The organism is Cupriavidus sp. LA-1 (genome assembly GCF_055385985.1).
On record NZ_AP031388.1, the window covers coordinates 826,419 to 849,370 of the forward strand.

Genomic DNA, 22,952 nt, shown 5'->3' on the forward strand with positions numbered 1-22,952 from the left:
GATGACCACCAGTGCGCTCCCGCTCCCGCAAGCGGGAGTGGGAGCAAACCCTCAGCATTTGAACCGTGCAGCAGCCTCAGTTGCCGTGGCCGTTGCCGCGCGCACCGCGCATCTTCCACCGGTACGCCAGCTGCGGCCGCGTAATGCCCAGCAGCCGCGCCGCCTGGCTCATGTTGCCGCCGGCGCGCTGCATCGCGGCCTCCATCAGCACGGTCTCGACATCGCCCAGCGCCAGTTGCTGCTCCGACATCTGGTCCAGCAGTGCATGGACCGCGGCTTCGCGCAGGTCTGGCAGCGTGCCACCCGCGCCCAGGCGCGGCGCGGTATCCACCGCCGGTGCCACGGTGCCCGGCAGGAACAGGTGGTCGGCGGTGATCTGGCCGCCCTGGCTGGCCAGGATCACGCCGCGCTCGATCACGTTCTCCAGCTCGCGCACGTTGCCGGGCCAGTCATAGTGGCGCAGTTCGGCCAGCGCGCGGTCGGTGATGCCGACGATGCGCTTGCCGTGGCGCGCGCCGTAGCGGGCCACGAAGCGCTCGGCCAGCGGCCGGATATCGTCCAGGCGCTCGCGCAGCGGGGGGATCGTGACCGGGTAGACGTTCAGGCGGTAGTACAGGTCCTTGCGGAAGGTGCCCTGCTTCACGGCTTCGGCCAGGTCGACATTGGTGGCGGCCACCAGCCGCACGTCCACCTTGCGCGTGCCGGTGCCGCCCACGCGCTCGACTTCGCCTTCCTGCAGCACGCGCAGCAGCTTGGACTGGGCCGAGGCCGACAGCTCGCCCAGCTCGTCCAGGAACAGGGTGCCGCCGTGCGCGCGCTCGAAGCGCCCGGGGCGCGACTGGCTGGCGCCGGTAAAGGCGCCCTTTTCCACGCCGAACAGCTCGGACTCGATCAGCTCGTCGGGAATCGCCGCGCAGTTCACGGCGATAAAGGGCTTGTCGGCGCGCCCGCTCACGCTGTGCAGCGCCTGTGCGAAACGCTCCTTGCCCACGCCGGTCTCGCCCAGCAGCAGCACGGTCACGTTGCTGGCCGCGGCGCGTTGCAGCAGGCCCCAGGCGGCGCGGAAGCCGGGCGAGGTGCCGACCAGGTCGGCCGGCGTGGCCGGGGTGCCCTGCAGCGCGCGCAGGTGCTCGACCTCGCTCTGCAGGGCGATGATGGTTTCGATCACGGGATCGGGCTGGTACAGCGCCAGCGCCTGTGCGCCGTCTTCCCAGGCCTCCACCGGCTTGCCGACGATGCGGCAATGCGGGTGCCCGCAGGCGATGCATTCCACTTCGCGGTACAGGATGGTCCGCCCCATCAGCGCGGAGGTATAGCCGGTGGCGTAGCCAATCTGCATCCAGCAGGCAGGCTGGTCGACGATGCCGAACAGCTGGCGGTGGACGTCGCCCTCGAAGGAGTCTTCCCACAGGAATTCGCCATCGTAGATGCCGGCGGCGATATCGATGTCGACCTTGACCGGCGTGACCCGTACCACCCCCTCGATGGTATGCAGGCAGGGCCCGATCTCCAGCTGGCCGAAGTCGCTGTGGCCGGCGCGCAGCTTCCTGGCCACCTCGGCGTCGCGCATGCCCGAATGAAAGCCCATGCGCATGAACAGGCCGCGCGCGCGCTCCATGCCCAGGGTGTCCACCAGTTCCTTGCGCAGGGCGCCCAGGGCGGCGGTATGGATCAGGATCATGCGCTGCTCGTCCAGCCAGATCGCGCCTTCCTCCATGGCAAAGCGCAGGCGGCGGGCAAGATCGGCCAGGCCATCGCGCATGGTGGCCGAGAACTTGTCGGTTGAACTGCTCATTGTCTCCCCTCAGTGCCGGCGGATGATCCGCTCGAGTGTGCCTTTCGGCCGGCATCTTACGCACATTATGTGCCAGGGAGACGGGGGCGGGGTCATGACATGCCCCCGGGCGCATCCCCGGGGGAGCCCCCTATGAACCGCGTTGGTCCGGGCCGCTCAATCCGCCCGAATCCCCCGCTGGCGGATCAGCGCCCCCCACTTGTCGGTTTCCTTCGCCAGGTGCTCGCGCAGTGCCGCCGGCGAACTGCCAATCGGTTCGGCGCCGATCAGCGCCAGCCGCTTCTGCACGGCGGGCTTGTGCAGCGCCTCGAGCATGGCGCGGTTGAGCGTGTCGATCACCGGCTGCGGCGTCTTCGCCGGCACGAAGGCAGCGAACCACGGCGACAGTTCATAGCCCGGCAGGCCGGCTTCCGCCACCGTCGGCACATTGGGCAGCGCGCTCGAGCGCTTGCTGGTGGTGACCGCGATCGCCGTCAGCTTGCCCGATTCGATATGCGGCTTGGCCGAGGTGATGCTGTCGAACATGTAGTCGACCTGGCCGCCCAGCAAATCCGTCATGGCCGGGCCGCTGCCCTTGTAGGGGATATGCAGCATGTCGACACCGGCCATCGAGGTGAACAGCTCGCCCGCCAGGTGGATCGAAGTGCCGTTGCCGGCGGAGGCATAGGTGTACTTGCCCGGCGCCGCCTTGGCCTGGGCCACCACCTCCTTGACGGTGCTTTCCTTGCGCCGCGCCTTGTTGGCCACCAGCACATTGGGCACCACCGCCAGCAGCGACACCGGCGCAAAGTCCTTGACCGGGTCATAGTTCAGGCGGCCGTACAGCGCCGGGTTCACGGCCATGCCGTTGGCGACGATGATCAGCGTGTAGCCGTCGGCGGGCGCGCGTGCCACCAGCTCGGCGCCGATATTGCCGCCGGCGCCCGGACGGTTCTCGACGACGATGGCCTGGCCCAGCGTGCGCGACATGTCTTCGCCCAGCGTGCGGGCGATATTGTCCATCGCGCCGCCCGCGGGGAATGGCACGATCCAGCGGATCGGGTGGTCGGGATAGGCCGCGTGCGCGGCCGGTGCGGCGAACGACAGGCCGGCAACCAGTGCCAGCGCCCCTGCGCGGCCCCTGCTCGCCAGCCGCTGGAATAACGTCTTCATAGTCTCCTCACTGCGTGATGCGCCCCTGGCACGTGGCGTGCCATGCGGGGAAGTTGCCTGCCAGATCAGCCGCGGCGGTAGTGCGCCAGCTTGTCTTCGTCCAGCGCCAGCCCCAGGCCGGGGCCTTCGGGCAGATGCAGGCTGAAGTCGCGGTACTCGGGGCGTTGCTGCACGATATCGTCCTTGAGCAGCAGCGGGCCGAACAGCTCGGTACCCCAGGCCAGCTGCGGCAGCGTGCAGAAGCCGTGCGCCGCGGCGATGGTGCCCACGCTGCCCTCCAGCATGGTGCCGCCGTACAGCGCGATGCCGGCGGCGTCGCCGACCGCGGCGGTGCGCAGCATGCCGAAGATGCCGCCGGCCTTGGCGATCTTCAGCGCGAACACGTCGGCGCCGCCGATGCGCGCCAGCTCCATCGCGTCTTCCGGGCCGCACACCGCTTCATCGGCCATGATCGGCACCACAAAGCGCGCGGCCAGGCGCGCCAGCGCCATGCGCTGCTCGCGCGGGGTGGGCTGCTCGATCAGGTCGATGCCGGCGGCCTCCAGCATGGCGATGCCGGTGGCGGCGTCGGCCTCGTTCCAGGCCTGGTTGATGTCGACGGTGACGCGTGCCCGGTCGCCCAGCGCGCGCTTGATCGCGGCCACGTGGGCCACGTCGTCGCGCACGCTGCGCCGGCCGATCTTCAGCTTGAAGGTATTGTGGCGGCGCTCGGCCAGCAGCTGCTCGGCCTCGGCGATATCGCGGGCGGTGTCGCCGCTGGCAAGCGTCCACAGCACCGGCAGCGTGGCCCGCACCGCGCCGCCGAGCAGCGTGGCCAGCGGCACGCCCAGGCGCTTGCCCTGGGCATCCAGCAGCGCGGTCTCCAGCGCCGACTTGGCAAAGCGGTTGCCGCGCGCGACCTTGCCCAGGCGCGCCATCGCGCCATGCACGTTGGTGGCATCCTGGCCGGCCAGCGCCGGCGCCAGGTAGGTGTCGATGGTCAGCTTGATGCCTTCCGGGCTTTCGTCGCCATAGGACAGGCCGCCGATGGTGGTGGCCTCGCCGATGCCTTCCACGCCGTCGCTGCAGCGCAGCCGCACGATGACCAGCGTCTGCTGCTGCATGGTGGCCATGGCCAGCTGGTGCGCCCGGATGGTGGGCAGGTCCACCAGGATGGCTTCCACCGAAGTGATAGTCGTGGTCATACCTTGTCGATGCGGATTGATGTTGAGGCCAAGTATGCGACTTGACTTTGGCGGTGTCCAAGACCGAAGATGTCTCGATCAATACCCTACAGGTATGGAAACAGGACACACATGGAACTCCGGCACCTGCGTTATTTCCAGGTCGTGGCACAGGAACTGAACGTCACCCGCGCCGCCGAGCGGCTGCATATGGCGCAACCGCCGCTGTCGCGCCAGATCCGCCAACTGGAAGACGAAGTGGGCGTGGCGCTGTTCGACCGCGTCGGCCGCGGGCTGCGGCTGACCGAGGCGGGCCGCTTCCTGCTGGAGCAGACCACCCAGCTGACGCAGCGGCTGGAAGAAACCATCGAAGGCACGCGCCGCATCGGGCGGCAGGACAAGCGCTGGTTCGGCATCGGCTTCGTGCCGTCGGTGCTGTATGGCGTGCTGCCGGAACTGATCCGCGAACTGCGCGAATCCGACCGGCACGACCAGCAGGTCGAGGTAGGACTGGCCGAGATGATCACCGTGGAGCAGATCGAGGCGCTCAAGGCCGGCCGTATCGACCTGGGCTTCGGCCGCATCGCGCTGAACGATCCCGCCATCCGCCAGCAGGTGGTGATGGCCGAGCCACTGGTAGCCGCGCTGCCGGCACGCCTGCCCGCGCCGCGCCGCAAGGCGCTGACGCCACAGGCGCTGGCGGCGCAGCCGTTCATTCTCTACCCGGCCCGGCCGCGGCCCAGCTATGCCGACCACCTGCTGTCGCTGTTCCGCGCGCAGGGCCTGCAATTGCGCGTGGCGCAGGAGGCCAACGAGCTGCAGACCGCGCTGGGCCTGGTGGCGGCCGGCATCGGCATCACCCTGGTGCCGGCGTCGATCCAGCGCCTGCACCGCGACGACGTGCGCTACTGCCCGATCGACGCGCCGGGCTTCGTGTCGCCGGTGATCATGAGCTACCGCGAAGGCGACACCTCACCGTTCCTGGCGCGGGCGGTGGAGTGGGTGATGCGGCAGGGGCAGTGAGCCGCGTCAGGTGCCGGTGAACTGCGGCTTGCGCTTTTCCTTCCAGGCCAGCGCGCCTTCGCGGATGTCCTGCGACTGCGTGGCCCGGCTGATGTCGGCGGCCAGCGCCGCGCTATCCAGCGCGCCGCGCCCGATCGTGTTCAGATGCCGCTTCATGCCTTGCACCGCCAGCGGCGCCAGCCCGGCCACGGTGTCGCTGAGCTGGTCGACGCGCTCGCGCAGGCGCTCGGCGGGCAGCAGCTCGGTCAGGAAGCCGCGGCGGAACATCTCGTCGGCGTCGATGCGCTCGGCGGTCAGGAACAGGTGCTTGGCGTGGTTCAGCCCGAGCCGGCTGATATAGCGTTCCATGCCGCGCTGGTAAAAATGCAGCCCCAGCCGCGCCGCAGGCATGAACATATCCACCGCGGCGGTGCCGAGCCGGAAATCGCACGCCAGGGCCAGGTCGGTGCCGCCGCCATAGACGCCGCCATGGATCTCGGCAATGGTCACCGCGCGGCAGTCCTCCACCGCGTTGACCAGCGGCTCGAAGCCGGCACCCCGCTGCCCGGCCGCGAGCCTGCCGATATCGAAGCCGCTGCAGAAGTACTTGCCGCTGCCGCGCAGCCGCAGCACGCGCACGTCGCTGCCGTTCACGGCATCGACATGCCGCTGCAGCTCGGCCAGGTCATCCGGCCCGAGGCGGTTGGCCACCTCCGGGCGGCGCAGCGTGATCGTGGCGACATGGCCGGCAATATCGAGCGAAGGAAGGGAACCATCAGTCTGCATCGGGATTACTCCAGGTAGGGATCATTGGGTGGCGGGCTGCTGCGCGCCCCGGCGCGCGAGCGCGCTGTCGAAGCGCTCCAGCTGCGCCTGGGCAAACGCGGGACGGGCTTGCACGCGCTGCCACCAGCCGGCGACCGCCGGCGCCGCGCTGAGCGCCTCGGGCGCCAGCTCGGCAATGCGCGCGACAAACGGCACGGCGGCGATATCGGCCAGCGTATAGCGCGCACCGAACAGCCAGTCGCCGCCGGCCAGCATCGCTTCCATTTTCGGTACCAGCAACAACAGCGCGTCGAGCGCGCTGCGCTTCTCTTCATCCGTGTAGGGCTTGCGCGCAATGCGCAGCCACGCCTCGCGGCGCTCCGCGGTCGGGATGCGCGCCAGCCGCTCGGCCAGCGTGGCATCGTTCCATTGCGCGGCCACCGGCTGCAGCGCGAGGCTCCAGTTCAGGATCAGCAGGTTCGGCAAGGACTTCTCGTCGGTCCAGCGCACGAAGTTGCGCATTACCGCGCGCTGGTAGGGGTCGTCGGGTCGCAGCGGCGGCGACGGCCGGATCTCGTCAAGGTATTCGCAGATGGTGGCGCTCTCGTACAGGAAGCGGCCATCGTCCAGCGCCAGCGCAGGCACCACGCCGTTGGGGTTCATCGCCAGGAAGGCAGGCGAATGGTGTTCTTGCGCCGCCATGTCGACCGGCACGCTGTCATAGCCGATACCCTTCTCGGCCAGGCACAGCCGCACCCGGCGCGAAGCGCTCGACAACCAGCCATGGAAGAGTTTCATGCTGCCCTCGCCGGGTTCATGGAATCAGCACGGCCGAGCCCGTGGTGGCCCGCCCCTCCAGGTCGCGGTGGGCGTCGCGCACGGCGGCCAGCGGGTAGCGGTGCTTGACCTCCAGCCGCAGCTGCCCGGCCGCCACCGCCGCGAACAACGCGGCCGCGGCATCCGCCAGTGCCTGCGGGCTGGCGATATAGGTGCGCAGCGTGGGCCGCGACACGATCAGCGAGCGCGCGTGCAGCAGCTGCAGGTCGAAGGCTTTCACATCGCCCGACGCGGTACCGTAGTTGATCGCCATGCCGCATGGCCGCAGGCATTGCAGCGACGGCACGAACACGTCCTTGCCGACGGCGTCATAGACCACGGCCACGCCCTCGCCGCCGGTCAGCGCCTGCACTTCGGCAACGAAGTCGGCCTCGCGGTAGTTGATGACATGGTGGCATCCATGTGCCAGCGCCACCGCGCGCTTGGCCTCGCTGCCCACGGTGCCGATCACGGTCGCGCCCAGCGCGCGCGCCCATTGCGACAGCAGCACGCCCATGCCCCCGGCCGCGGCGTGCACCAGCACGGCATCGCCCGGCTGCACCGCGTAGAGCCGGCGCAGCAGGTACTCGGCCGTCAGCCCGCGCAGCAGCGTGGCGCCGGCCACCGCTTCGGGCATCGCCTCCGGCAGCGGCACCACCCGCCCTGCCGGCACGTTGCGCGTCACCTGATAGGCGCCCGGATGCATGCAGGCAACACGCTGGCCAACCGCGAACCCTTCTGCTCCGGGGCCAACCGCGGTCACCGTGCCGGCGCCGACCGAGCCCAGCGTGACCGGGAACGGCGCCGCCGCATGGGGGCCGTGTGCGCCCTTGCGCTGGTAGATGTCCGAGAAATTCAGGCCGATGGCCGACTGGCGCAGTTGCACTTCGCCGGGTCCGGGTGGCGGCACCGAAACCTGGCAGGACTCAAGCACATCCGGTCCTCCCACCCTGTTAATACAGATAGCATCCGTCAGCATACAAATCCTCAAATCTTAGACGTCAGCCAGGCGCAGACACAGTTGGAAGCCGATAACGAGGCGCCGACCGCCCTATTTCACATGCCTGATATGGCATTTTCTCGCGCTGCAGATTACGCAATCCTGTATGAAGGCCCTCGCAGCCTACGCCATTCCACGGTACTCCGCATCATGGAAACTCCGTATACGTATTTTTATTGTTGTTATTTGTATACTCAAGGCCGATCTGTTGCCAAGGAACTGCCATGACGTCTTTGCTTCCCGGCCCCGAAGCCGCCGGGTCCTGCGCCCCGCCCGCGGACCTGCCGCTGTCCGGCATCACCGTGCTGGACCTGTCCATCGCCCGCGCCGGCCCGGCGGCGGTGCGCCTGCTGTCGGACTGGGGCGCCGACGTGATCCGGGTGGAGCCGCCACCGCCGCAGGACCGCGGGTCGGTCACCGGGCGGCGGCGCGGCTCGGACGAACAGAACCTGCATCGGAACAAGCGCAGCCTGTGCCTGGACCTGAAGACGCCGCAGGGCGCCGAGGTGCTGGCGCGCCTGGTGCGCCAGTCGGACGTGGTGGTGGAGAACTTCCGCTCGGTGGTCAAGCAGCGGCTGGGCCTGACCTATGAGCGCCTGAGCGCCATCAACCCGCGCGTGATCCTGGCCAGCATCTCTGGCTTCGGCCAGGACGGGCCCTATTGCGAGCGTCCGGGACTGGACCAGATCGTGCAGGGCATGTCGGGGCTGAGCTCGGTCACCGGCGAGCCCGGCAAAGGCCCGCTGCGCGTGGGCATCGCTATCTCCGACACCACCGCCGGCATGTTCCTGGGCCAGGGCATCCTGCTGGCGCTGCTGCACCGTGCGCGCACCGGGCGCGGGCAATGGGTCCATACCTCGCTGATCGAGGGCATGCTCAACAAGCTGGACTTCCAGGCCACGCGCTACACCGTCGACGGCGAAGTGCCGACCCAGCAGGGCAATGCGCACCCGACGCTGGTGCCGATGGGCACCTACCGCTGCCGCGACGGCGTGGTCAATATCGCCGCCAGCACCGACCGCATGTGGGCCAACTTCTGCCGCACCGTCGAGGCCGGCTGGCTGCTGGACGATCCCGCGTTCCAGAGCGCCGCGGGCCGCGCCGCCGACCGCCACCGGCTGGACCAGGCCATCAACCAGTGCACCGCCGCTTTCAGCGCGGCCGAACTGACTTCGCGCCTGAATGCCGCCGGCGTGCCGTGCGGGCCGGTGCTCGATATCGGCCAGGCCTTCGAGGACGCGCAGGTGCGCCACCTGCGCATGACCCGTCCCGCCGGGCACCCGGTGCTGGGGCAACTGGAACTGCTGCGTTCGCCGATCAACCTGTCGGCCGCGCCGCACCCCGAGCGCTTTACCCGCGCCGCGCCCGATCCCGGCGAGCACACCGACGAGATCCTGCGCGGGCTTGGCTATGACGAGGCCGGCGTCGCGGCCCTGCGCGACGCCAACGTGGCGTCCTGAGCGCCCAGCGGCCAGGACACGCGATAGCGACAACGAGAACACAAAAGGAGACAGCGATGAAACACACCCTCGGGCGCGCCGCGGTCGGCGCCGCCCTTGCCACTCTGGCTGCCTTGCCCGGCATGGCCGGTGCGCAGGACTACCCGACCCGGCCGATCCGGCTGCTGGTGGGCTACACCCCGGCCGGCGCTGCCGACTATGTCGCGCGCGTGTTCGGCGAGGCCCTGTCGAAGGAGCTTGGCCAGACCGTGCTGGTGGACAACAAGCCCGGCGCCGGCAGCACGCTGGCCTCCGCGACCCTGGCGCAGGCGGCCCCAGACGGCTACACGCTGGGCCTGGCCACGTCCACGCTGTACGGCATCGACCAGCAGCTCTACAAGGCCCGCTACAAGGCGAGCGACTTCACCCCGGTCACGCGGCTGACCGTGTCGCCGCTGATCCTGGCCGTCAACAAGAACCTGAACGTCAGCGATATCAAAACGCTGGTGGCCAGGGCGCGCGCGCAGGCGGGCAAGTTCAACTACTCGTCGTCCGGCATCGGCGGCTCGCCACATCTCGCCGGGCTGCAGTTCGAGAAGGCCACCGGGGTCCGGATGACGCACGTGCCCTACAAGGGCGGCGCGCCCGCGCTGCAGGCCGTGGCCGCGGGCGAGGTGGAGTTGTCGTTCGGCACCGCGGCGTCGGTGCTGCCGATGGGCACGCAGGGCGTGGTGAAGATGATCGGCGTGACCACGCCCAGGCCCTCGGCGGTGGCGCCGGGCCTGCCGGCGCTGGCCGAGATGGGGCTGCCGGGCTTTGACTTCACCTTCTGGTTCGGGCTATACGGGCCGGCCGGACTGCCCGATGCCATCCGCGACAAGCTCTTTGCCGCTACCGCCAGGGTGATGGCCGATCCGCAGCTGCGCGCGAAGCTGGCCGCCAACGGCAGCGAGGTCTCCACCTCGGCGTCGCCCGCGGAGTTCGGCAAGTGGGCCGCGGCGGACGGCAAGGCGGCCGTGACGCGGATCGAGCAGGCCGGCGTCAAGCTGGACTGACAAGGCGGCCATGGACTAGCGCCGGCCGCGCTTGCCGCCGGCTTCGTCGCCGGGCATGGACGCAATCATGTCCGCGTAGACATCGCCGCCGGTGGCGATATGCCGGACCATCGCCGCCGCGGCGTCATCCTCGTTGCCGCGCACGATCGCGCCCATCACCGCCTCATGCTCGGCCAGCGAGGCCAGGATGCGGGCCGGCTTCTCGAAGCGCAGGTCGCGCATGCCGCGCATGCGCGCGCGCATGGTGCGGATCTGCCGCGACAGGATGTCATTGCAGCAGGCGGCGTAGATGACTTCATGGAAGGTGTCGTTGGCCTCGCGGTAGCCATCGGAATCGGCACGCTCCGCGGCCGCGCGGCAGTCGTCGAACGCCGTCTGCATCGCCGTGCGCTGCGCCGCCGAAATACGGCGTGCGGCCAGCCGCGCCGCCAGCGCCTCGAGCTGTACCAGGATCTCGTTCATCGCCACGTACTCGCGCAGCGTGATGGACGACACGATCGCGCCCTGGCGCGGCACCAGGTCCACCAGGCCGGCCGACTCCAGCTGGATCAGCGCCTCGCGCACCGGCGTGCGCGACACGCCAAAGCGCGCCAGCAGCTGCTGCTCTTCCAGCTGGGCCCCGCTGGGAAGCTTTCCGGAAAGAATCTCCTGCTCGATCGCGGCGCGGATGGTTTCGGACAGGCTCTTCTTTTCTTCGGACATGGACTGCGGCACGCGGAGATCGGGGATGGCGTGATTCTACCCTGCCCTGCGTATTCATTGATGGCCGCTGTGTGCACACGATGTGGGCCACGCTACGCCAGCCTGACAGACTGGCCGGTGGCCGACAGCGGCAACTGGTACGACTTCGTCGTGACCTGCGAGGCCAGCCCGTCGTTCGCGCGGCGCTTTGCAGGACGGATGGAAACCGGCGAGGATACGGTCAGCGATCCGGAGATGGGGGTGGTTTGATGCAGGGTGCCCCGGGGTCGCGTTGCGCCCCGGGGAGATTGCGCGGATCACTGCGGGCCGGCGTTATCATCTGGCCTTCCCGCGCAACTATCGAACGGAAGAACATGACCCTGTCCGCCGGCATTCCCATCCTCCGGATCTTCTCGGTCGACAAGGCCAAGGAGTTCTACCTCGACTTCCTCGGCTTCTCGCTCGACTGGGAGCACCGGTATGAAGAGGGGTTTCCGCTGTACGCGCAGGTCAGGCGCAGCGGCCTGACGCTGCACCTGAGCGAGCACCACGGCGACGCCACGCCGGGATCGACGGTGTTCGTCACGGTGGAGGATGTCGATGCGCTGCAGCGGGAGCTGTCCGCCAAGGACTATCCGTACGCCAGGCCCGGCGTGGAGGATGTGGGCTGGGGACGGATGCTGCAGGTGGCCGATCCGTTCGGAAACCGGCTGCGGTTTTGCGAGGTGTCGGAGGGGTAGCGTTCAGCGAAGGCCTTTTTCAATCCCACCGGCAACTTGCAGGATTCGCTCGTCGGCACCGTTCAATCCACAGACGCTGAGCGCGATGCCCGGCGCGGCGGCGGAAAGCGGAAAGGATACCGCGCAGCCATCGAGAAAATTAATCACACTGGGATTGCGCAGCACAAGGCCGTTGGTCGAAAAGAAGGCTTCATCGCTGTCGAGCGCGTCGAGCCGCGGCGGCCGGACGGCCACCGATGGCATCAGCCAGGCATCGGCGTCGCGCAGAAGCGCTGCCGCTCTCTGGCGCATGACTTCGCGGTCCTTGAGCAGGGTCAGATAGTCGGCGGCGCTCTGTTGCAGGCCACGGCGTATCCGTGTCGCCACGCGCGGATCGTAGGCCGCGCCGCGCGCTTCCAGCAGCGCGCGATGCCAGTGCCACGCTTCGGCCGCGGTCAGGCCGCCGCCGGCATTGATCTGCGGCAGGCGGTTTAGCTCCGGGAAATCGAATGGGATGATGCGCGCACCGAGCCCGGACAGGCTGGCCAGCGCTGCGTCGAAGGCGCGCGCGACTTCGCTGTCCAGACCTTCCGTGACGAAGTCGCGCGTCACGTACAGGCGCAGGCCGGCAAGCGCAGTGGGACGGCTGTCAAGCGCCTCACCACTGAGGACCGCATCGAAGGCCGCGCAGCAGGCCACGGAACGCGCCAGCGGACCGGCCGAGTCGAGCGAGGTCGACAACGGCACGGCGCCCTTCAGCGGCACGCGCCGCGCGCTGGGCTTGAAGCCGGTCAGTCCGCAGAATGCGCTCGGGATGCGGATCGAACCGCCCGTGTCGGTACCGAGCGCGGCTACGGCCATGCCGAGCGCCACGCTGACGGCACCGCCCGAGGTCGAGCCGCCGGCGATGCAGGCTTCGTCGAACGGCGCACGGGGCGTACCGTAGTGCGGATTCAGCCCGAGCCCGGAGAAGGCGAACTCACTCATGTTCGTGCGCCCGATCAGCACCGCGCCCGCGGCGCGCAGGCGCGCCACGGCCGGCGCGTCCGCCGCCGCGGCGGCACCGTCCAGCGCCTTTGAGCCGGCCCGCGTCACCTGGCCGCGCACATCGAACAAGTCCTTGACCGAAACCGGCAGGCCGGCCAGTGGCGACGCTACATGGCCGGCAGCACGCGCGTGGTCTGCCGCTGCGGCCGCCGCCAGGGCGCCCTTGTCATCGACCTCAATAAAGGCCGCGCCGCCCGCCGTGCGATGACTGTCGATACGCTCCAGCGCCTGTTCGGTCAGCGCGACGCTCGTAGTACGGCCGGCATTCAGGCTGGCGGCCAGTTCGGCGATGGTGGGAAGATCGGAGCGCATCAGGGGGCCACCTCCAGGCTTGCCACGCGGTACGCATGGCGTATCGAACGCCGCAATACCGGATCGTGCAGCTCGACTTCAAAAGCCTCGCCTCCGCCCAGTTCCCCGATCACGGCCTGGGTGCCGCAAAACATCGCGGTACCGGGCGGCAACGCGCCTTCGCCGTGCAGACGGCAGATCAGATCGCGCGGATCGAGCAGGCGTGTCACCAGTCCTTCCTGGTAAAGCTCGCGCACGCCATGCCGGGTGCGCCAGCAGCGCATCTCGAGCCGGTCCCAGTGCGCCGCGACATCGTCAAAGCGCCAGACCTCGCCACCGACCGGCTTGGCGCACATCTGCTTGGAGACGGTAACATCATAGGCCTCGACCTTGCGATCCGTATGGTCCGAGCCCACGCCGACATAGAGCGCGTCCGGGCCCGCCATCAGCACGAACTCGATCTCACCCGATGAATCTTCCCGCGGCACTTCCAGCAACGGCGCGGTGGTCAGCAGCGAGGCGGCAAGCGGATAGAAGCACGGAACGGTCGATGGCGGCTTCACGCCGATCTGTTCGAGTTCCCGGATGTGGTGGTTGACGGCTTCGGCGTCGCGTCCGGTCCAGCCGGCAATGACGAGCCGGTCGATATGCAGGGCCAGCGGTCCCTCGCCGGCGAGCTGGAATTGCAGAGTAGGCATGGGGTACTAGTAGTTGAGAAGAATGGGCTGCAAGCGGAATGCAGCCGGCAGGCTCGGCCCGTCCGACACCGACGGGCCACGCCTGATCTAGTGCTCAAGCGGCTTGTGAGCCGTCTCACGGGCAACCAGCAGCGCCATCAGCGTCACGACCAATGCCGCGCAGACATAGAGCGACACAGCGCCGGTCGTGCCGTAGGCCTTGTACAGGCCCGTGATGATGAGCGGAGCGAAGCCACCGCCGAGGATGCCCGCCAGGGTATAGGCCAGTGACGACCCTGCATAGCGCACCCGCGTCGGGAACTGCTCGGTCACGAACGCGGCCTGCGGGCCATACATGACGGCGTGGATCTGCAGCCCGAGCACAACGGCCACACAGATCTGCCACGGCTGGCTGCTGTCCATCAGCACGAAGAACACGAACGCCCAGACGATTCCCAGCAGCGCGCCGGTCACGTAGACCGGCCGGCGGCCGAGCTTGTCAGACAGCGCACCGAACAGCGGTACCGTCAGCGCATTGCCGGCCGCACCCAGCATCGTCGCGGTCAGTGCCAGCGGTCGCGACAGGTGCAACACGCTGGTCACATAGGTCAGCGTAAATACCACGACCAGGGCATAGAGCACGTCCGAGCCGATCCGCACGCCGCCGGCCACCAGCAAACGCCGCCAGTGCGAAACAAACACTTCCTTGACCGGGGTCCTGGCTTGCGTATTGTGGGCAGCCATTTCCTTGAACGCCGGCGTTTCGTCCACGCCACGCCGCAGCCACAAGCCGAAGATCACCAGCGCCACGCTCGAAACGAACGGGATGCGCCAGCCCCACGCCAGGAAGTCCTCCGGGCTCAGGAACAGCGAGACCAGGGCAATGAAGCCAGTGCCCAGCAGCGTGCCGGCCGACGGACCCACCTGCGTAAAGGACGCATTGCGCCCGCGCTGATCCTGCCTGCCGTGCTCCATCGCCAGCAGCACCGCGCCGGCCCACTCGCCGCCGATGGCGGCGCCCTGCACAAAGCGCAACGCCACCAGCAGCAGCGGGCTCCAGATGCCCAACGACGCATAGGTCGGCAGCATCCCCATCACACCGGTGGCTACGCCCATCAGGACCAGCGTCGTCACCAGGACAAAGCGTCGGCCGAGCTTGTCGCCAAGATGGCCGAACACCATGCCGCCGAGCGGCCGGGACAGATAGCCGACGGCATACGTGGAGAACGCCAGGATCGTGCCCGTGAGCGGATCGAACGACGGAAAGAAGATGACGTTGAAGACCAGCGCCGCCATCAGGTTGTAGACGGTAAAGTCATACCACTCCAGCGTGGTCCCGATCGAGCTGGCCGCGGCCAGGCGGCGCATCTTCGCGTTGGCGCTGGCATCGCGCGCGCCGGCTGCAGCGCCGGCGTCGGCTACCGGAGAAATCATTTCGCTCATGACGTCAGTTCCTTTGCGTAGAGCTTCCACTTGAGGATGTAGCGCGTCGCACCTGCGGGATCGGCGTGCAGGCCCTGTGCCGCGAGGCCCAGCGCAAGCTCGCTTGCCTGTTCGTCACTGCTCTCCACGACGAACAAGGGGAGCAGTTCGCGGCCTGCCAGGCTCTCGTTCGGCAAAGGTTGGCTGAGCTCGTCGTCGGGGACGAGTAGATAGGAGCGGACGAACCCGGCGCGCAGCGAAAGTTCATCTCCGACCTCGGCGGCCCGGTCAATGAGGGACTCGGCATCGTCGGCGCGCGGCAGTGGCAGGACCGCGAGCCAGCTGCCGCTGCCTTGTCCCACCGAAGCATCGACCGAGCACACGCGGCGCATCGGCTTGCGCATGCGCCCGAGGTTGGTGACTGACCATGGGGTCTGGTGCCGGAAGGCCTGCTTGTAGGCGGCCGAAGTGAACGCAGCCAGCGATTCGGTGCGATAGAGGCCAAGGTACTTCGGGCCACCGTGCACTGCCTGGTAGCGCGCGGCCGAGATAAAGCCGGGAACGCGCGCGCGCTCCTCTACGTGTTCGCGGTCGTACCAGAGGTTGAAATCGGCTTCATCGGCCGCATCCACATCGGACGCGACGAACAACAAGCCATGTGGGGGAATGGCCGCAAGATTGCTCATCAAACTCTATCTCCTCTGACGGGGTGATCGCCGGGCGTGGCAGATGAGTCGATGATCGTTGCAGCAGCGAGTCAGGACAAACGGGAAATTGTTGGTCCTTCCGATCAGTTTTTCTTGTGGATACGGCCGGGAAACCGCACCAGGGTGGCGCAATGGCCTCTCCAGGGCCTATGCACAGGCCCTAGGCACCCGAATATGGTGCAGGCAGCGACCGGACGAACTGATCCGATTCGCGGCAGGCCAGTTCGGCAACAAAGCGGATGGCCTCGGAAACACCGTGGTCGTGATAGCTGACCACGACACGCTGCGGTGGCAGCGGGACATCGCAGGCAAGCAGGCGCAATTCGCCGCGCTCGACCTGCTCGCGCACCGGTGCCAGCGGCATCAGGGCATTGCCGAACCCGCCCTTGACCAGCCTGACAATGGCGGCGATCGAGCTCACGCAATGCACCTTGCCGACCGGCAATCCGGCCTTGCGATACAGCTCCTTGAGCGCAACGTGGGGCTGCGAGCCCCGGCTCATGGTGATGGTCGGATGCTGGAGCAGCCCCGCCAGCATGCCCTCGCCCGGCTGCGGTTCGCCCGGCGGGCCAACCCAGCCCATCGCCATCGGCAGGCAGGGCATGCTGGCGATGCCTTCGCCGACGGCGGTGTCGGTCTGCAGCGCGATATCGATGGCGCCGCCACGCAGGCTTTTGTGCAGCCCTTCGGTCGTCTCGGAGGTGATCTGCACCTCGATGCCGGGATAGGTCGAACTCAGGTGGCGCAGGAAGTCGACCAGCCAGGTATGCACCACGGTCTCGATCGCGCCGATGCGCACCAGCCCGAGCAGTTGCTGGTCCGAGCGGCCCAGCACCATGATCTCGCGTTGCAGTTCGAGCATCCGCTCGCCGTAGCCGAGCAAGCGCAGGCCAACCGGCGTCAGGCGCAGATCGCGGGCCTCGCGCTCAAAGACGCGGGCGCCGATCTCCTGCTCGAGCGAGGCGATGCGGTTTGACATGGCGGCCTGCGTGATGTGCAGATGGTCGGCCGCAGCGCGGAAACTGCCAAGCCGCGCCACCCACATGAAGGCCTCGATAAAGCGAGTATTCAAGGACACCCCGGCGCAAGGCGGCCTGAAACCACACCATTCATGATGTCGTCCCCTCGTAGTATTTGTGTGTCAGTTTGCCGAGGATTGTACTTGCATACCCGTATATGGACTTCTGGCAGGCAGTTGGAATCGAGGCTCTTACACGGTGATGACCAGATTGGTGTACTTCGACAAATGGCCGTCCGAAGTCACCAGACGCAGGGGCTCCGAAAGAGCCTGTGCGACCAGGAGCCGGTCGAACGGATCACGGTGAATATCCGGCAGGTCGCGCACCATCGCCGCGTGAACCGCCCGTACCGGCAATTCCGAAAAGCCGCTCGCCTCAATCTCGGAGACAAGCAGGTTCACATCCACGTCGAGCTTGCCAAGCCCGGCCTTGATCGAGGCTTCCCATATGCTCGCGCTGCTAACGAAAACATCATCGGCGTCAAGTATCAGCTTGCGGGCAGCTTTGGTCAGCTTGCGGTCGTCCGTGACCGACCATAGGTAAACGTGGGTATCGAGAAGCAGGCGCATCACCGGCCCTCGAATGCGGCAATCACGTCATCGGGCAGCGGCGCATCGAAGTCTTCGGCGATGCGCACCTTGCCTTTCAGGCCACCAAACCGACGCACCACCTTGGCCCGTTCCATCGGCACCAGTCGCGCGGCCGGTTTGCCTGCCTTGGCAATCACAATCTCCTCGCCGCTGGCTGCGGCATCGACCAAACGCGAAAAATGGGTCTTCGCTTCATGGATATTGACCGTCTGCATTTTTGCTCCTAGTGGACTAAGCCCATATTAGTCCACTGAGTCCATTTGGGTCAACTCCGTCTCGTAATCCTCCCCGATTCCTGACTTCGCCCCTCCGGCCCGTGTAAACTGCTGGATTTTTCAAATCCGGCGGAATGTTACAAGTGCCCCGGCGCACAGGCTTCAGCGGCCCGACCCTGGTCCGCCTGCTGGCTCGCCTGACCGACGCCGATGCCCCCTCTCCCGCAAGCTCGCTTTCCAGCCAGTTGAGTCAATGGCTTGGCTGGGCGGACGCAATCGCGCTGTCGTCGGCCCTGAAGGCCAATGCGCCGGCAATGCCACCCGCGGCAAGTGCCGCCGCCGGCACCGAGGCGCAGGCATGCGCGCGCGTGCGCGGCACGCTGGCCGATGCCATCGTGGAAGACACCTCGCTTGCCAGCAAGCGGCGCGGGCCGTCGCGGCGGTCTGCGCTACCCGATCCCGTCGATGCGCAGGTCGACTACGCGGTCTATCGCCAGCGCTATCTCACGCTGCAACAGACCATGGAGACCGCGATCGGCAACTTGCGCGCCCGCCTGCGCGTCGCACTGTCCGCCCGTGGACCCGGCATGGCCAAGCTGGCCACGGTCGATGCGGTGATGGAGCGCGTGCTGGGCGCGCGCGAGCAAAGCCTGCTGGGCACAGTGCCTTCCATGCTGGAGCCGCATTTCCAGCGCCTGCGCCAGGCCGAAGCGGCGGCGCTGGCCGCGGGGCAGCCCGCGGCGGTCCGCCCCGGCGCATGGCTGGGGGTGTTCCGCAAGGATATGCAGAGCGTTTTGCTCGCCGAACTCGAAATCCGCTGGCAGCCCGTTGAAGGCTTGCTGGCGGCGCTGCAAGACAGCTAACCAGGACATCATGACCCGATACCTCACCCATATTGTTGCTTTCCTGGCGGGCCTGGCAGTCGTGTGCTGGATCGCCGCCGGCTATGCCGGCACGAATTTCCTGGCGCTCACCGTCACCTTGCTGATCGGCGGCTTCTACGTGGCCGGCGCGTTCGAGCTCTACCGCTACCGCCAGGCCACGGCCACGCTGGCACAGGCGCTCGCCGGCCTGTCCGAAACGCCGGCCAGCCTTGGCGCCTGGCTGGAACGGCTGCATCCCAGCCTGCGCGACAGCGCGCGCCTGCGCGTCGAAGGCGAGCGCGTCGGCCTGCCCGGCCCCGCGCTCACGCCCTACCTGGTCGGCCTGCTGGTGCTGCTGGGCATGCTGGGCACGTTCCTGGGCATGGTGGCCACCCTGCGCGGCACCGGCATCGCGCTGGAAGGCGCCACCGACCTGCAGGCCATCCGCGCCTCGCTGGCGGCGCCGGTCAAGGGGCTGGGCTTTGCCTTCGGCACCTCGGTCGCGGGCGTGGCCACGTCGGCCATGCTGGGGTTGCTGTCCGCGCTGTGCCGGCGCGAGCGCATCCAGGCCGCGCAGGCGCTCGACGCCCGCATCGCCACCACGCTGCGCCCGTACTCCCGCGGCCACCAGCGCGACGAGGCCTTCCGGCTGCTGCAGCGCCAGGCTGACGTGATGCCGGCGCTGGTCGAACAGATGCAGGCGATGATGCGCACCATGGCGCAACAGAACGAGGCCCTGACCGAACGCCTGGCGGCCAGCCAGGACGCTTTCCACGGCAAGACCGAAGTGGTGTATACCCGCCTGGCGTCATCGGTGGAGCAATCGCTGAAGGACAGCATCGCCGACAGCGCCCGCGCCGCGATCCAGCCTGCGGTGGACGCCACCATGGCAGGCCTGGCGCACGAGACCACGGCCTTGCGCGACACCGTCACGCAGGCGGTGCAGCAGCATCTGGATGGGGTATCGAGCCGTTTCGAGACCGCCACCGCGGGCGTTGCCGATACCTGGAACCAGGCGCTGGCCGGGCATCAACGCACAAGCGAGGCGCTGGCCGAGAACCTGCGCGCCGCCCTGGACGGCTTCACCCAGACCTTCGCACAACGCTCGGCCGGGCTGCTGGACGGTGTCGCCGCCCGCCTCGACGCCGTGGCCGCCGGCGCTGCCGACGCCTGGCGCGAGACGCTGTCCCGGCAGGAGCGCACCGGCGAGAAGCTGGCCGGCGACCACCAGCAGGCACTGGCGGCCGCTACCGCCGCTTTCGGCGAACAGGCGGCAGCACTGGTGCGCACCGTGGGCGAGTCGCATGCCGGGCTGCAGACGCAGCTGGCCACGCACGACGCGCAGCGCCTGTCGGCCTGGAGCGATACGCTGGGCACCATGACGGCTGGGTTGCGCGAGGAGTTGGAGCAACTGAACGCTCACACTGTGAGCCGCCAGGACGAGATCAGCACTACGCTGGCGCAGAGCGTGCGCGATATCTCGGCCCAGACCCAGGCGCATGCCAGCCAGACCCTCGCGGAGATCGACCGCCTGGTGCAGGCCGCCTCTGACGCCCCGAAAGCGGCCGTCGCGCTGCAGGCGGAACTGGCTTCTCGCGACGAACAGCGCTTTGCCGCCTGGGCCGATACACTCGGCAGCATGACCGCAGCGCTGCGCCAGCAGTGGGAGCAACTGAACGCGCACACTGTGAGCCGCCAGGACGAGATCAGCACTACGCTCGCGCAGAGCGTGCGCGATATCTCGGCCCAGACCCAGGACCACGCCAGCCGCACCCTCGCGGAGATCGACCGCCTGGTGCAAGCCGCGACGGACGCCCCGAAGGCGGCCGTCGCGCTGCAGGCCGAACTGGCTTCCCGCGACGAACAGCGCTTTGCCGCCTGGGCCGATACGCTGGGCAACATGACCGCAGCGCTGCGCCAGCAGTGGGAGCAACTGAACGCCCACACGGTCAGCCGCCAGGACGAGATCAGCACTACGCTCGCACAGAGCGTGCGCGACATCTCCGCCCAGACCCAGGACCATGCCAGCCGCACCCTTGCGGAGATCGACCGCCTGGTGCAAGCCGCAACGGACGCCCCGAAGGCGGCCGTTGCACTCCAGGCCGAACTGGCGTCGCGCGACGAACAACGCTTTGCCACCTGGACCGAAACGCTCGGTGGCATCGCGGCCACGCTGCGCCAGCAGTGGGAACAGGCCAGCACGCATGCCGCCACCCGCCAGCAGGAAATCTTCGAGTCGCTGGCGCAGACCGCGCGCGATATCTCGACCGAGACGCAGGCGCATGCCAGCACCACCCTCGCCGAAATCGACCGCCTGGTGCAGGCCGCGGCCGAAGCGCCCAAGGCCGCCACCGCGCTGCAGGCGGAACTGGCATCGCAGGACGCGCAACGCATGGCTGCCTGGACCGATACGCTCGGCGCCATGGCCGCCTCGCTGCGCCAGGAATGGGAACAGGCCAGCGCGCATACGGCCAGCCGCCAGCAGGAGATCTGCGAGACGCTGGCCGTCACCGCGCGTGACATGGCGGCCCAGGCCGAGGCACAAGCCACCGGCACCATCGCCGAAGTCGCCCGCCTGATGCAGGCCGCGTCCGAAGCGCCGAGGGCCGCCGCGGAGGTCATCGCGGCACTGCGCGACAAGCTCACCGACGGCATGGCGCGCGACCACGCCATGCTGGAAGAACGCAGCCGCATGATGGAAACGCTGGGCACGCTGCTTGACGCCGTGAACCACGCCTCCACCGAGCAGCGCACCGCGGTCGACGCGCTGGTCGCCACCACGGCCGGCCTGCTCGAGCGCATCGGCACCCGCTTTACCGACAAGGTCGAGTCCGAGACCGGCAAGCTCACCGACGTCGCCGCGCAGGTCACCGGCAGCGCGGTCGAGGTGGCCAGCCTGGGCGAAGCCTTCGGCGTGGCGGTGCAGCTCTTCAGCGAGTCCAACGGCAAGCTGATCGACCACCTGCAGCGCATCGAGGCCGCGCTGGACAAGTCGATGACGCGCAGCGACGAGCAACTGGCCTACTACGTGGCGCAGGCGCGCGAAGTCGTCGACCTGAGCATGCTGTCGCAGAAGCAGATCCTGGAAGACCTGCAGCAGCGCGCCGGCCAGCAAGCGTCCAGCGCAGAGGCGGCATGAGAGAGGAATTCGACGCCGGCGTTGAGCCGACCGTTCCCGCGTGGGCGGTCTTTGGCGACCTGATGTCGGTGCTGCTGGGCGCGTTCGTGCTGATCGTGCTGGGGGTCATCGGCGTGCAGATGGAACTGTCGGCCAGGCTGGAAGCCGAGGTCAAGCAGCGCCAGGAAGAAGCACAGCGCCGCGAGACGCTGGAGAAGGCGCTGGCGGGACCGCTGGCGGCGGGCCGCGTGACGCTGGTGAACGGGCGCATCGGCATCAGCGGCAGCGTGCTGTTTGCGCTCAATTCCGACCAGTTGCAGCCCGAAGGCCGCGACCTGCTCAAGAGCCTGGCCCAGCCGTTGTCGGCCTACCTGCGCAGCCGCGACGAGATCCTGATGGTCAGCGGCTTCACCGACGACCAGCAGGTGCGCGAGGGCAACCGGCGCTTTGCCGACAACTGGGAACTGTCGGCGCAGCGCGCGCTGACCGTGACCCGCACGCTGATCGATGCGGGCATCCCGCCCTCGTCGGTATTCTCGGCCGCCTTCGGTTCGCAGCAGCCTGTGACGCCCAATGCCGATGCCGAGGGCCGCGCGAAGAACCGGCGCGTGGAAATCTCGCCGGTGCCGCGCGTGACCACGGGCACGGTGAAGCCGCATGGCTAGCCTCGGCGTGGCAGCGGATCTCCATGCGCAACTGGACGCCTGGCAGGCCAGCGGCGCCGACCAGGCCGATCCCGTGCGCTTCCGCATGCTGCAGGCGCTGGCCCGCCGCTCTGCCGGGCACAGCGGCGCGGCGCGGCGCTTGCTGGATGAGCGCCTGCACGGCCTGGTGGCCGCTTATGCGGCCATCGTGCAAGGGCATGCCGGCAATGGTGGCGATGCCGCCGATGTTGCCGCGCCGTCCACGCCAACAACCAGCGCGCTTGGCGCACTGGTCCACGACATCACCGCCCGCGCCAGGCCCGCCCTCGCGGTTGCTTCGAACGACGCCCGACCGCGTACGCCAGAGCCCGCGCACGCCCCCCAATCCGACGCGCCACTGGTCGATGCCCTGGCCGACTACTTTCGCGAGACCTGGGCCAGGGTCAGTGTCGAGCAGCACTTCCGCCTGTCGCTGGAGCGGGTACCGGAGAATGCCGGGCCGCTCAATACCGACCATCTCGTGCATCGTTCGCTGTCGCTGATGCGCGAGACGTCGCCGGAATACCTGCGGCATTTCCTGTCCTATGTCGAGGCCATGTCCTGGATGGACCAACTGGGCGCTGCGGCAGCGGCCGAGAAGGAAGCAGCCCGCGCCGCGGCCCGAAAGAGCGTACGCGGCAAGGCACGCAAATAGCGCCCGCGCCTCAGCGCAAACGCACCACCACCTTGCCGAAGGCACCGCGCTCCAGGTGATCGAGCGCCGCAGGCAAAT

22 protein-coding genes and 1 pseudogene are annotated in these 22,952 nt (G+C 68.3%); 9 read left to right on the forward strand and 14 right to left on the reverse strand.

Going from position 1 to position 22,952, the window contains the following annotated elements; all coding sequences use genetic code 11:
• Positions 1–76: 76 nt before the first annotated feature.
• From poxR to ACZ5MJ_RS22895, 3 genes are all read right to left on the reverse strand, one after another.
• Positions 77–1,795, reverse strand: coding sequence for a phenol degradation transcriptional regulator PoxR (gene poxR / locus ACZ5MJ_RS22885; protein ID WP_464225933.1), 1,719 nt, complete (start codon positions 1,793–1,795; stop codon positions 77–79).
• A 156-nt stretch (positions 1,796–1,951) separates the two neighbouring features.
• Positions 1,952–2,947, reverse strand: a complete 996-nt coding sequence (locus tag ACZ5MJ_RS22890) for a tripartite tricarboxylate transporter substrate binding protein (protein ID WP_464225934.1) — start codon at positions 2,945–2,947, stop codon at positions 1,952–1,954.
• Positions 2,948–3,012: 65 nt separating this feature from the next.
• Entirely contained in the window at positions 3,013–4,131 is a 1,119-nt protein-coding gene (locus ACZ5MJ_RS22895; RefSeq protein ID WP_464225935.1) for a muconate/chloromuconate family cycloisomerase, read from the reverse strand.
• Positions 4,132–4,242: 111 nt separating this feature from the next.
• Between ACZ5MJ_RS22895 and ACZ5MJ_RS22900 the strand changes: the two genes are divergently transcribed.
• Complete coding sequence (locus tag ACZ5MJ_RS22900; protein ID WP_464225936.1) at positions 4,243–5,133, forward strand: LysR family transcriptional regulator; 891 nt, start codon at positions 4,243–4,245, stop codon at positions 5,131–5,133.
• A 6-nt stretch (positions 5,134–5,139) separates the two neighbouring features.
• Here ACZ5MJ_RS22900 and ACZ5MJ_RS22905 read toward each other — a convergent pair whose 3' ends face one another.
• From ACZ5MJ_RS22905 to ACZ5MJ_RS22915, 3 genes are read right to left on the reverse strand one after another with little or no spacing between them, the layout of a single operon-like run.
• Positions 5,140–5,898, reverse strand: coding sequence for an enoyl-CoA hydratase/isomerase family protein (locus ACZ5MJ_RS22905; protein ID WP_464225937.1), 759 nt, complete (start codon positions 5,896–5,898; stop codon positions 5,140–5,142).
• Positions 5,899–5,919: 21 nt separating this feature from the next.
• Positions 5,920–6,675, reverse strand: a complete 756-nt coding sequence (locus tag ACZ5MJ_RS22910) for a glutathione S-transferase family protein (RefSeq protein WP_464225938.1) — start codon at positions 6,673–6,675, stop codon at positions 5,920–5,922.
• Between the two features lie 16 nt (positions 6,676–6,691).
• Positions 6,692–7,672 (reverse strand): quinone oxidoreductase family protein, encoded by a 981-nt coding sequence (locus tag ACZ5MJ_RS22915; protein ID WP_464225940.1) that lies wholly within the window; start codon positions 7,670–7,672, stop codon positions 6,692–6,694.
• Between the two features lie 245 nt (positions 7,673–7,917).
• On the opposite strand from ACZ5MJ_RS22915, the gene ACZ5MJ_RS22920 reads away from it, so the two are divergent.
• Positions 7,918–9,153 (forward strand): CaiB/BaiF CoA transferase family protein, encoded by a 1,236-nt coding sequence (locus tag ACZ5MJ_RS22920; protein ID WP_464225941.1) that lies wholly within the window; start codon positions 7,918–7,920, stop codon positions 9,151–9,153.
• A gap of 56 nt (positions 9,154–9,209) precedes the next feature.
• A complete protein-coding gene (locus tag ACZ5MJ_RS22925; protein ID WP_464225942.1) occupies positions 9,210–10,187 on the forward strand; it encodes a Bug family tripartite tricarboxylate transporter substrate binding protein in 978 nt (325 codons plus the stop codon).
• Positions 10,188–10,202: 15 nt separating this feature from the next.
• Here the strand turns inward: ACZ5MJ_RS22925 and ACZ5MJ_RS22930 are convergent, their stop codons facing one another.
• Positions 10,203–10,889 carry a GntR family transcriptional regulator gene (locus ACZ5MJ_RS22930; RefSeq protein ID WP_464225943.1) on the reverse strand — a complete coding sequence of 229 codons (687 nt, stop codon included), beginning with the start codon at positions 10,887–10,889 and terminating at the stop codon, positions 10,203–10,205.
• A 108-nt stretch (positions 10,890–10,997) separates the two neighbouring features.
• Here ACZ5MJ_RS22930 and ACZ5MJ_RS22935 point away from each other — a divergent pair.
• A pseudogene (locus tag ACZ5MJ_RS22935) lies at positions 10,998–11,138 on the forward strand (phospholipase domain-containing protein); the annotation flags it as partial.
• Between the two features lie 104 nt (positions 11,139–11,242).
• Positions 11,243–11,608 (forward strand): glyoxalase superfamily protein, encoded by a 366-nt coding sequence (locus ACZ5MJ_RS22940; protein WP_464225944.1) that lies wholly within the window; start codon positions 11,243–11,245, stop codon positions 11,606–11,608.
• Between the two features lie 3 nt (positions 11,609–11,611).
• Here the strand turns inward: ACZ5MJ_RS22940 and ACZ5MJ_RS22945 are convergent, their stop codons facing one another.
• The 7 genes from ACZ5MJ_RS22945 to ACZ5MJ_RS22975 all read right to left on the reverse strand — a co-directional run bounded on the left by ACZ5MJ_RS22945 (position 11,612) and on the right by ACZ5MJ_RS22975 (position 17,555).
• Positions 11,612–12,946, reverse strand: coding sequence for an amidase (locus tag ACZ5MJ_RS22945; RefSeq protein WP_464225945.1), 1,335 nt, complete (start codon positions 12,944–12,946; stop codon positions 11,612–11,614).
• Positions 12,946–13,623 carry a DUF2848 domain-containing protein gene (locus ACZ5MJ_RS22950; RefSeq protein ID WP_464225946.1) on the reverse strand — a complete coding sequence of 226 codons (678 nt, stop codon included), beginning with the start codon at positions 13,621–13,623 and terminating at the stop codon, positions 12,946–12,948. Before ACZ5MJ_RS22950 ends, ACZ5MJ_RS22945 begins: the two co-directional genes overlap by 1 nt.
• An 87-nt stretch (positions 13,624–13,710) precedes the next feature.
• Positions 13,711–14,970 (reverse strand): MFS transporter, encoded by a 1,260-nt coding sequence (locus ACZ5MJ_RS22955; RefSeq protein WP_464226579.1) that lies wholly within the window; start codon positions 14,968–14,970, stop codon positions 13,711–13,713.
• Positions 14,971–15,041: 71 nt separating this feature from the next.
• Entirely contained in the window at positions 15,042–15,710 is a 669-nt protein-coding gene (locus ACZ5MJ_RS22960; protein ID WP_464225947.1) for a hypothetical protein, read from the reverse strand.
• Between the two features lie 181 nt (positions 15,711–15,891).
• Positions 15,892–16,803, reverse strand: a complete 912-nt coding sequence (locus ACZ5MJ_RS22965; RefSeq protein ID WP_464225948.1) for a LysR family transcriptional regulator — start codon at positions 16,801–16,803, stop codon at positions 15,892–15,894.
• Between the two features lie 138 nt (positions 16,804–16,941).
• Positions 16,942–17,319, reverse strand: a complete 378-nt coding sequence (locus tag ACZ5MJ_RS22970) for a type II toxin-antitoxin system VapC family toxin (RefSeq protein ID WP_464225949.1) — start codon at positions 17,317–17,319, stop codon at positions 16,942–16,944.
• Positions 17,319–17,555: a type II toxin-antitoxin system Phd/YefM family antitoxin gene (locus ACZ5MJ_RS22975; protein ID WP_316154826.1), complete on the reverse strand. Its 237-nt coding sequence runs from the start codon at positions 17,553–17,555 to the stop codon at positions 17,319–17,321. The genes ACZ5MJ_RS22970 and ACZ5MJ_RS22975 overlap by 1 nt, the downstream gene beginning before the upstream one ends.
• A gap of 134 nt (positions 17,556–17,689) precedes the next feature.
• Here ACZ5MJ_RS22975 and ACZ5MJ_RS22980 point away from each other — a divergent pair, with 134 nt between their 5' ends.
• From ACZ5MJ_RS22980 to ACZ5MJ_RS22995, 4 genes are read left to right on the forward strand one after another with little or no spacing between them, the layout of a single operon-like run.
• Entirely contained in the window at positions 17,690–18,418 is a 729-nt protein-coding gene (locus tag ACZ5MJ_RS22980) for a DUF3348 domain-containing protein (RefSeq protein ID WP_464225951.1), read from the forward strand.
• A 10-nt stretch (positions 18,419–18,428) separates the two neighbouring features.
• Positions 18,429–21,557 carry a DUF802 domain-containing protein gene (locus tag ACZ5MJ_RS22985; protein WP_464225952.1) on the forward strand — a complete coding sequence of 1,043 codons (3,129 nt, stop codon included), beginning with the start codon at positions 18,429–18,431 and terminating at the stop codon, positions 21,555–21,557.
• A complete protein-coding gene (locus tag ACZ5MJ_RS22990) occupies positions 21,554–22,201 on the forward strand; it encodes an OmpA family protein (RefSeq protein ID WP_464225953.1) in 648 nt (215 codons plus the stop codon). The genes ACZ5MJ_RS22985 and ACZ5MJ_RS22990 overlap by 4 nt, the downstream gene beginning before the upstream one ends.
• Positions 22,194–22,874 (forward strand): DUF2894 domain-containing protein, encoded by a 681-nt coding sequence (locus ACZ5MJ_RS22995; RefSeq protein ID WP_464225955.1) that lies wholly within the window; start codon positions 22,194–22,196, stop codon positions 22,872–22,874. The genes ACZ5MJ_RS22990 and ACZ5MJ_RS22995 overlap by 8 nt, the downstream gene beginning before the upstream one ends.
• The last annotated feature ends 78 nt before the right edge of the window (positions 22,875–22,952 follow it).

Excerpts from the sequence above, each read along its gene's own strand:
- ACZ5MJ_RS22900 (WP_464225936.1), top strand. The coding sequence starts at position 4,243 with ATGGAACTCCGGCACCTGCGTTATTTCCAGGTCGTGGCACAGGAACTG.
- ACZ5MJ_RS22985 (WP_464225952.1), top strand. The coding sequence starts at position 18,429 with ATGACCCGATACCTCACCCATATTGTTGCTTTCCTGGCGGGCCTGGCA.
- ACZ5MJ_RS22895 (WP_464225935.1), bottom strand. The coding sequence starts at position 4,131 with ATGACCACGACTATCACTTCGGTGGAAGCCATCCTGGTGGACCTGCCC.
- ACZ5MJ_RS22940 (WP_464225944.1), top strand. The coding sequence starts at position 11,243 with ATGACCCTGTCCGCCGGCATTCCCATCCTCCGGATCTTCTCGGTCGAC.
- poxR (WP_464225933.1), bottom strand. The coding sequence starts at position 1,795 with ATGAGCAGTTCAACCGACAAGTTCTCGGCCACCATGCGCGATGGCCTG.
- ACZ5MJ_RS22950 (WP_464225946.1), bottom strand. The coding sequence starts at position 13,623 with ATGCCTACTCTGCAATTCCAGCTCGCCGGCGAGGGACCGCTGGCCCTG.
- ACZ5MJ_RS22980 (WP_464225951.1), top strand. The coding sequence starts at position 17,690 with ATGTTACAAGTGCCCCGGCGCACAGGCTTCAGCGGCCCGACCCTGGTC.
- ACZ5MJ_RS22890 (WP_464225934.1), bottom strand. The coding sequence starts at position 2,947 with ATGAAGACGTTATTCCAGCGGCTGGCGAGCAGGGGCCGCGCAGGGGCG.
- ACZ5MJ_RS22975 (WP_316154826.1), bottom strand. The coding sequence starts at position 17,555 with ATGCAGACGGTCAATATCCATGAAGCGAAGACCCATTTTTCGCGTTTG.
- ACZ5MJ_RS22910 (WP_464225938.1), bottom strand. The coding sequence starts at position 6,675 with ATGAAACTCTTCCATGGCTGGTTGTCGAGCGCTTCGCGCCGGGTGCGG.
- ACZ5MJ_RS22995 (WP_464225955.1), top strand. The coding sequence starts at position 22,194 with ATGGCTAGCCTCGGCGTGGCAGCGGATCTCCATGCGCAACTGGACGCC.
- ACZ5MJ_RS22905 (WP_464225937.1), bottom strand. The coding sequence starts at position 5,898 with ATGCAGACTGATGGTTCCCTTCCTTCGCTCGATATTGCCGGCCATGTC.
- ACZ5MJ_RS22960 (WP_464225947.1), bottom strand. The coding sequence starts at position 15,710 with ATGAGCAATCTTGCGGCCATTCCCCCACATGGCTTGTTGTTCGTCGCG.
- ACZ5MJ_RS22930 (WP_464225943.1), bottom strand. The coding sequence starts at position 10,889 with ATGTCCGAAGAAAAGAAGAGCCTGTCCGAAACCATCCGCGCCGCGATC.
- ACZ5MJ_RS22925 (WP_464225942.1), top strand. The coding sequence starts at position 9,210 with ATGAAACACACCCTCGGGCGCGCCGCGGTCGGCGCCGCCCTTGCCACT.
- ACZ5MJ_RS22920 (WP_464225941.1), top strand. The coding sequence starts at position 7,918 with ATGACGTCTTTGCTTCCCGGCCCCGAAGCCGCCGGGTCCTGCGCCCCG.
- ACZ5MJ_RS22990 (WP_464225953.1), top strand. The coding sequence starts at position 21,554 with ATGAGAGAGGAATTCGACGCCGGCGTTGAGCCGACCGTTCCCGCGTGG.
- ACZ5MJ_RS22955 (WP_464226579.1), bottom strand. The coding sequence starts at position 14,970 with ATGCGCCGCCTGGCCGCGGCCAGCTCGATCGGGACCACGCTGGAGTGG.
- ACZ5MJ_RS22970 (WP_464225949.1), bottom strand. The coding sequence starts at position 17,319 with ATGCGCCTGCTTCTCGATACCCACGTTTACCTATGGTCGGTCACGGAC.
- ACZ5MJ_RS22945 (WP_464225945.1), bottom strand. The coding sequence starts at position 12,946 with ATGCGCTCCGATCTTCCCACCATCGCCGAACTGGCCGCCAGCCTGAAT.
- ACZ5MJ_RS22915 (WP_464225940.1), bottom strand. The coding sequence starts at position 7,672 with ATGCTGACGGATGCTATCTGTATTAACAGGGTGGGAGGACCGGATGTG.